Source organism: Chamaesiphon polymorphus CCALA 037 (assembly GCF_003003845.1).
GTDB classification, from domain to species: Bacteria; Cyanobacteriota; Cyanobacteriia; order Cyanobacteriales; family Chamaesiphonaceae; genus Chamaesiphon; species Chamaesiphon polymorphus.
Genome location: NZ_PVWO01000358.1, coordinates 1 through 6173, shown reverse-complemented (window position 1 = coordinate 6173; position 6173 = coordinate 1). Strand labels below are relative to the sequence as shown.

General features: G+C 46.6%; 9 protein-coding genes. 4 read left to right on the top strand and 5 right to left on the bottom strand.

Going from position 1 to position 6173, the window contains the following annotated elements; translation table 11 throughout:
• The first annotated feature begins 173 nt into the window (after positions 1 to 173).
• From C7B77_RS21635 to C7B77_RS21620, 4 genes are all read left to right on the top strand, one after another.
• Complete coding sequence (locus C7B77_RS21635; RefSeq protein WP_106309722.1) at positions 174 to 1820, top strand: beta-barrel domain-containing protein; 1647 nt, start codon at positions 174 to 176, stop codon at positions 1818 to 1820.
• Between the two features lie 202 nt (positions 1821 to 2022).
• A complete protein-coding gene (locus tag C7B77_RS21630) occupies positions 2023 to 2388 on the top strand; it encodes a hypothetical protein (RefSeq protein WP_106309720.1) in 366 nt (121 codons plus the stop codon).
• Between the two features lie 414 nt (positions 2389 to 2802).
• Complete coding sequence (locus C7B77_RS21625; protein ID WP_106309717.1) at positions 2803 to 3537, top strand: DUF4079 domain-containing protein; 735 nt, start codon at positions 2803 to 2805, stop codon at positions 3535 to 3537.
• 60 nt (positions 3538 to 3597) lie between these two features.
• Positions 3598 to 4275 (top strand): response regulator transcription factor, encoded by a 678-nt coding sequence (locus tag C7B77_RS21620; protein WP_106309714.1) that lies wholly within the window; start codon positions 3598 to 3600, stop codon positions 4273 to 4275.
• Between the two features lie 129 nt (positions 4276 to 4404).
• Here C7B77_RS21620 and C7B77_RS21615 read toward each other — a convergent pair whose 3' ends face one another.
• The 5 genes from C7B77_RS21615 to C7B77_RS31170 all read right to left on the bottom strand — a co-directional run bounded on the left by C7B77_RS21615 (position 4405) and on the right by C7B77_RS31170 (position 6118).
• Positions 4405 to 4743, bottom strand: coding sequence for a DUF5615 family PIN-like protein (locus C7B77_RS21615; protein WP_106309711.1), 339 nt, complete (start codon positions 4741 to 4743; stop codon positions 4405 to 4407).
• Positions 4740 to 4964, bottom strand: a complete 225-nt coding sequence (locus C7B77_RS21610; RefSeq protein WP_106309708.1) for a DUF433 domain-containing protein — start codon at positions 4962 to 4964, stop codon at positions 4740 to 4742. Before C7B77_RS21610 ends, C7B77_RS21615 begins: the two co-directional genes overlap by 4 nt.
• Positions 4965 to 5100: 136 nt before the next feature.
• Positions 5101 to 5400, bottom strand: coding sequence for a hypothetical protein (locus tag C7B77_RS21605; protein ID WP_106309705.1), 300 nt, complete (start codon positions 5398 to 5400; stop codon positions 5101 to 5103).
• 43 nt (positions 5401 to 5443) lie between these two features.
• Positions 5444 to 5659 (bottom strand): ATP-binding protein, encoded by a 216-nt coding sequence (locus C7B77_RS31175; RefSeq protein WP_342761367.1) that lies wholly within the window; start codon positions 5657 to 5659, stop codon positions 5444 to 5446.
• Positions 5660 to 5677: 18 nt separating this feature from the next.
• Positions 5678 to 6118: a histidine kinase dimerization/phospho-acceptor domain-containing protein gene (locus C7B77_RS31170; RefSeq protein ID WP_245894303.1), complete on the bottom strand. Its 441-nt coding sequence runs from the start codon at positions 6116 to 6118 to the stop codon at positions 5678 to 5680.
• Between the last annotated feature and the right edge of the window lie 55 nt (positions 6119 to 6173).

Genomic DNA, 6173 nt, shown 5'->3' with positions numbered 1-6173 from the left:
TGTGCAGGGGAGTTTGAGGGGCGGCACCCTGCCCCTCAACGGGGGGTCTGGGGGAAGCCTCCCCCAGATCCGGGTTCCACAGCACCAGCAACTTAAAACTCAGCACTAACTCCAGTTCCCATAGCACCAGCAACTTAAAACTCAGCACTAGCTCCCCTATCCCCTAACTAGTTATGGATGATTCTAACTTTTCTGCTAGAGACAATACTCCCACCAATATTGCCAATAATGGCCGCCATGTCACAACCCTCGCGCGGGATGCCGTCGAACTACTCCCCGTATCGAGATTAACCCCACCAGGATTGGGCAGTGGCGCGCTCTCATTCGTGACACCACAGGCATCCGAGATCTTTAAGCCGACTACACCGACAGAATTTTTGCCCTCAGTCGGACAGTGGGTGACAGTCGGCGGGGCTGTGATGGTAGGTAGCTTTGGCGCAGCCATCGCCCTGAGCGCGATTTTAAAATACAAAGTTACCGTGCAAGCCCCCGCCAGCATTCGCCCCGTCGGCGAACTGCGCCTAGTCCAATCGACGATCGAAGGTTCGATCGTGAGTATTTCCGCGCGCGAAAATCAAGCCGTGCGCCAGGGCGAGCAGATCGCCACCGTCATCGACTTGCGGCAAGAAAGTAAATTACAAACTAAACGCAACCAATTAGCTGGCGATATCCAAAAAGCCAAGCAACAAATTAGCGCGATCGATCGCCAGATCGCCGCCCTCGATCTCCAAGGTGCCGCCGAACGCGATCGCAGCGAACGCTCGATCGTCGGGATCCAATCAGAACTCAGCCGATCCCAGCGAGAGTATCGCGACAAACAAATTACCACCCAAGCCGAAGTCGCCGAAGCCGAAGCTAATTGGCGCACCGCCCAAAAAGAACGCCAAGTCGCCCACAGCGAGTTGAAAGTAGCTGAGGCTAATTTAAAATCTCTCCAAGCTGGTTACCAATCTGCCATCACTCGCTCCCAACGCTACGAAAGTGCTGCTACTGCTGGCGCGATTTCGACAAATCAATTAGAAGAAGTCCAATTAGCTGCCGCTCAACAAGAGCAATCGATCGCCGCTCAAGAGGCAACGATCGCCAAACAACTACAGATCGTCGCGCGGGTAGAGCAAACGATCGCCGCCAGCCAAGCTAGAGTCCAACGCGCCCAAGCTGCTCTCAACCCCAGCTCTGCCGAATCAGCCACGATCGTCCAAAAAATTGCCGCCGAACGTGCCAATGGGCAAGCCGCGATCGCCCGCCTGCAACAAGAACGGCAAAAATTGCTCCAGCAGCGAGTAGAAATCGTCAACCAGATCGCCACTAACGATCGCGAAATCGCCCAAATTGTCACCGAACTCAAACCTACCCCCATTCTCGCCCCGATCTCCGGCAAGATTCAGGAGCTAAACCTGCGCAACACCGCCCAAGTCGTGCGTCCTGGAGATCGGATCGCCCAAATCGTGCCGGAGAATGCACCCCTCCAAATCGAAGCCGCCGTGCCCAGTGCTGATATCGACAATGTTAAAGTCGGACAAAAAGTACAAATGCGCGTGTCTGCTTGCCCCTATAGCGATTATGGCGTCGTCTCCGGCACAGTCAGTGAAGTTGCCGCCGATGCCAAAGCCATCGACAAAACCACCACAAATGCCGCCCAACAGCCATCAACGGCAACCAATAGCATTTATGAGGTAACAATTACAGCAGATGCCTTAAAGCTGAAGCAGGGCGATCGCAGTTGCCTAATTCGATCGGGGATGGATGGCCGCGCCGACATCATTTCTAAGGAAGAAACCGTTTTGCAATTTATCCTCCGCAAAGCCCGCATCTTCTAACTCACATCTTGTACCAAGATATATATTATTTAATATCAATGCTGAGAAAATGCTGAGATTTAACCGATCGAATTCTCAGCATAAATTCAGGGAATCCATCGATCTAATTCAGAGAGCTTTCAGTGCTAGCTGCGATAGTTGATTTAGTGAACCAGTTGGGTTCGCCAGAAACACATACTATCGATATTCGATCGGGAATTTTATGAAATTAACTTCTTTACTGACCAGTGCGGCAATGTTGGGATTGGTTACTGTCGGTCATGTTGCACCTGGGACTTTCGCGCCATCGATCGGAATCGTGGCTAGTGCCGCTGACCTTCCTTCCGCCCAAGAGCGAATCACCTTAATTACTAAAAACAAGGGTCAGATTGGCGGTGGCGACCAGCTACGTCGGTTTTTCTACGGCGATTTAGAACCGCTGGGAGTTCAACCTGGTGGGGCAGGAATGGTTGTCAGTCTTTACAACAAAGCTAATAACGTTACATTCTCTTATTGTGCTACTTATGATGTGGTAGTTGCTGTTAGAAAAGGGAGAATAGCTGCATTCCCAGCCAGTGAAGTTAAGTAATTACCTAATTTGCTAGGTTGCAGTTATTAGTATGAATACTATGTAGTTAAATGGGTAAAGGTGAGCGGAAATTATCCTTGTCCTTTACCCCTGATTTTTACAGCAGATATCGCGTAGTAGGGTGGGCATTGCCCACCAGTCCACCAGCTATATTTCAGACACAATCTATTTTATGAAAAAATTCACATAACCTACTTATAAATAAACATTTATTGTGTCTGAATCACCTAATCTCTGGATGGTGGGCATTGCCCACCCTACTTTCTACTGCTTTCATAAATACGATAGTCGATCTGGCGAACCAGTTGGGAATCGTTATTCCGATGGCATCTAAATTCATCCTAACAATCAAATTACTCATACTGAGCGAAGTTGAAGTATTAATTATCAATTATCAATTATCAATTAATTATTATGGATAGAGATACGATCTTATTATTACATCCATTTATTGCGGCGATCGTGGTATTTCCATTAATTGGCATAGTTGTTAACCATGCGCTCCAAACTCGCCAGCGGCGGTTGCAAGTAGCAACTGGAGCCAAAAGTGCAATTCCGCCCAGTGCAGGCTCCGAACATGTTCGATTAGGTCGGTGGCTGACTGGTTCGGTAGTGGGTATCGTGCTAATTGCATTTGCAGTCGATGTATTCGGCTATATTGTAGACAAACAAGTGTGGGCAACAAGTCCATTCAAAGTTATCTCGATCGTTCTTTTCTTTGTAGCAGCGATCGCATCCTTATCCTTTCTTTACCAGGCAAAAACCAGACTCTGGCGAGGTGTATTTGCCATCCTTACCAGTGTGGCATTAATTGTGATAGGCAGTCAGGATGGGGTTTATCGTAATGATGCTCAATGGTATATTTCTCATTACTATTACGGTATTACTGCGTCCATATTAATGATTTTTTCCCTAGCGATCGTTAAAGAGATCTATCAAGATCGTACTCATCGGTGGCGGAATATTCATATTGTTTTAAATTCGATCGCACTTCTCCTGTTCGTCGGGCAAGCTTTTACTGGAGTGAAATCATTGCTAGAAATTCCCCTGGTGTGGCAGAAGCCCTATGTCGAACAACTCTACAAGCAACAATGTGACAAAATGCCCTGTACCGTACAGTCTGCTCCAGCTTTGAAAATGCCTAAATAACCGCCCAAGAGCGGATAATTAGTGAATGAGCACCACCAACAAAGGCGAAGGAAAAAACAGATGACAGCACCACATATCCTGTTGGTTGAAGATGAAATCAAACTCGCCAGATTTATCGAGTTGGAATTGGCAAGCGAAGGTTACCGCGTCACGGTGGCACACGATGGCATGTCTGGATTATCTTTGGTGCGCGAGTCGGAGCCAGATTTGGCGATTTTGGATTGGATGATGCCCGGTTTGACTGGGGTAGAACTCTGTCGGCGACTGAGATCGACCGGAATTAAGATTCCGGTAATTTTGCTGACGGCGAAAGATGAAGTCGGAGATCGGGTGACTGGTTTAGATGCTGGAGCTGATGATTATTTAGTCAAACCGTTTAGTATTGAGGAGCTATTAGCGAGAATCCGCGCTCATCTGCGGCGCACGCAGGAAACAGATACAGATTTGTTGCAGTTTGAAGATCTGAGCCTCAATCGCCGTACTCGTGAAGTCTATCGGGGGCAAAGATCGATCGACTTAACTGCCAAAGAATTCGATCTCCTGCAATACCTCATGAGTCATCCGCGCCAGGTATTTACTAGAGAGCAAATTCTCGAAAATATTTGGGGTTATGATTTTTTGGGTGACTCAAATATTATCGAGGTCTACGTTCGCTATCTGCGGTTGAAGTTGGAGCAGGATAGTGAGAAACGATTGATTCATACCGCACGCGGTGTCGGTTATTCTTTGCGGGAGTAATGTGTAGGGTATGCGATGGTTTCGATACTCTTAATCTGTATAAAGGCTCAAATCAGCGGCGGTAGACAACCTCAAACTCAGCATCAGCAAATTTCAACCGTCCGCTGCATTTCAATTGTTAGCTCGCCTTCAATCTCCGCTAATTTCCACTAACGCCTCGCCAGATCTCAAGAGGTCTAACGCTCTCGGCAGCATCTCGCTTAAAATATCGCGTAGTCGAGCGTTGGATGTGTTTCCACATGTCAACCAAATAATTTGAGGTGGTGAACCAAGTCGCTCAACTAAATCCACAAAATCACTATCTTTAGTCATTAAGATCGCCTGCTGTGCTTTTGCCGCCTCGAAGATTTCAGTGTCTTCAGCATCTCTTAGTCCGAGATCGCGTAAGGCTATTGCTTCAATCCCCAATGTGTTGGAAATCCAGCTTGCAATTCCAGGAGATAGATGTGCATCTACCCAGATTGTCATGCTACCAATACCGGATGATTAAATTTCCGAGAGGCATACAGAAGAGCTGCTTTCAAATCATTTGCTTCGAGATCGGGCATTTCTGCTAAAATTTGCTCGGAACTCAGACCTGCGGCAAATAAGTCTAGTACATCCGACACTCGAATTCTCATACCTCTAATGCAGGGACGACCACCACACTGCTTGGGATTAACTGTGATTCTTGCAAGTAGTTCTGCCATTGCAGATAGCCCTCATAACAATGATTTCTATTGCGAACCAGTATATCAAAGTTTCAACCCCTATTCCGCACTATGGCGACGTTCGGCGATTTTCTGCATTAAAGCAACAGCCGTTTCATTCGCAACATGACTATTTTTACGCTTTTTCCTTCTTTAGCAGTGCGATCGCCGCAAACAAGCATGCCGCCGATGCCGCTAGATAAATACCGAGATCGATTTTATGACTTACGGGACTCTCAATGCTGTACTGTCCAGATCCTGAAATAATAGTAGCCCTTCCATTTTTAAATTCTAAGACAGAACCGTCCCTGACTTGCAAATAGCCGATGTCAACGAGGCTAGGTTCGGATTTTACCGTCATCAAACCCTGTGCTAATTTCCACCCCAATGAGGTGAGGAAAATTGCGAGGCAGAGAACTCCGATTGTTTTTTTCATATTATTGGTGGGAAAGTGAATCTCAATGTGCTTGCTCTCTAATCTAAAATAACACCAGCGGTAATTGAACCGTAACGATCGATCCCACCCCTTCTGATGACTCAATCCCCAACTCGCCATTATGAGCTTCGACGATCCGTTTGACGATCGCTAAACCCAATCCCGTGCCACTGGCTTTAGTTGTAAAAAAAGGTTTGGTTAATTGTGGCAAAATGTCAGCCGGAATCGGCGTACCACCATTTTGAATTGAAATACAAATTTGTCGATTTTCAATCTCTTAAATGCTAATTGCGATCGCCTCGCCCGTATTTACAGCTTCACAGGCATTGGTGACTAAGTTAATTAATACCTGCTTCAATTTATCGCGATCGGCTGAAATATTGAGTGGTGTATTATTAGCACTAAAATTTAGATGTTTTCCCGTAGCTACAGGGATAGTTTGCAAGATATTTAACGTTTCGGCGATGAAGCTGTTTAGCTCTAGTTCGCATCGATCGAGTGTTTGGGGTCGAGAATAAAGCAAAATTTGACTCAACAAACGTTCCAAGCGATCGGCTTCATCTAAAGATAGGTTGAGATATTCTTGAAATCGATCGGTAAGTTCCAGCTTTTTAAAGGCATTTAGAGCCATCATAATCGTCGTGAGGGGGTTTCGTACCTCATGGACGATCGTGGCTGCTAGTTCGCCAATTTCGGCTAGTGCAGTGTCAAAATTCAATATTAGGGTAAAGAGAAGTAAGTTTACAGCGAGCATCATCAATCTTCATTTGCCA